1 protein-coding gene is annotated in these 262 nt (G+C 34.4%); it reads left to right on the top strand.

All coding sequences use genetic code 11. From position 1 onward, the window contains the following. Window positions 1–44 precede the first annotated feature (44 nt). Window positions 45–262 (top strand): VOC family protein (locus GUI70_RS25865; RefSeq protein WP_237725158.1); only part of this gene is annotated, 218 nt, incomplete at its 3' end.

Here is a 262-nt window from a genome sequence, read left to right as displayed (position 1 = left end):
GGACTGTACAACACTCAATATTTACATTAAATGGACAAGTATTCATGGCGATTGATGCTAATAGTGGCACAGAATTACCAATGAATCCTGCGATTTCATTATTTGTTACAGTAAAAGATACTATTGAAATGGAACGGCTATTTAATGGATTAAAAGATGAAGGTGCCATTTTAATGCCAAAAACGAATATGCCACCATACAGAGAGTTTGCTTGGGTTCAAGATAAGTTTGGAGTAAGTTTTCAATTAGCTTTACCTGAGTA

It is taken from the genome of Deinococcus alpinitundrae, from assembly GCF_009982895.1.
GTDB lineage: Bacteria > Deinococcota > Deinococci > Deinococcales > Deinococcaceae > Deinococcus > Deinococcus alpinitundrae.
The sequence above is the reverse complement of the archived record's forward strand: the minus strand, read 5'-3'. Positions and strand labels throughout refer to the sequence as shown.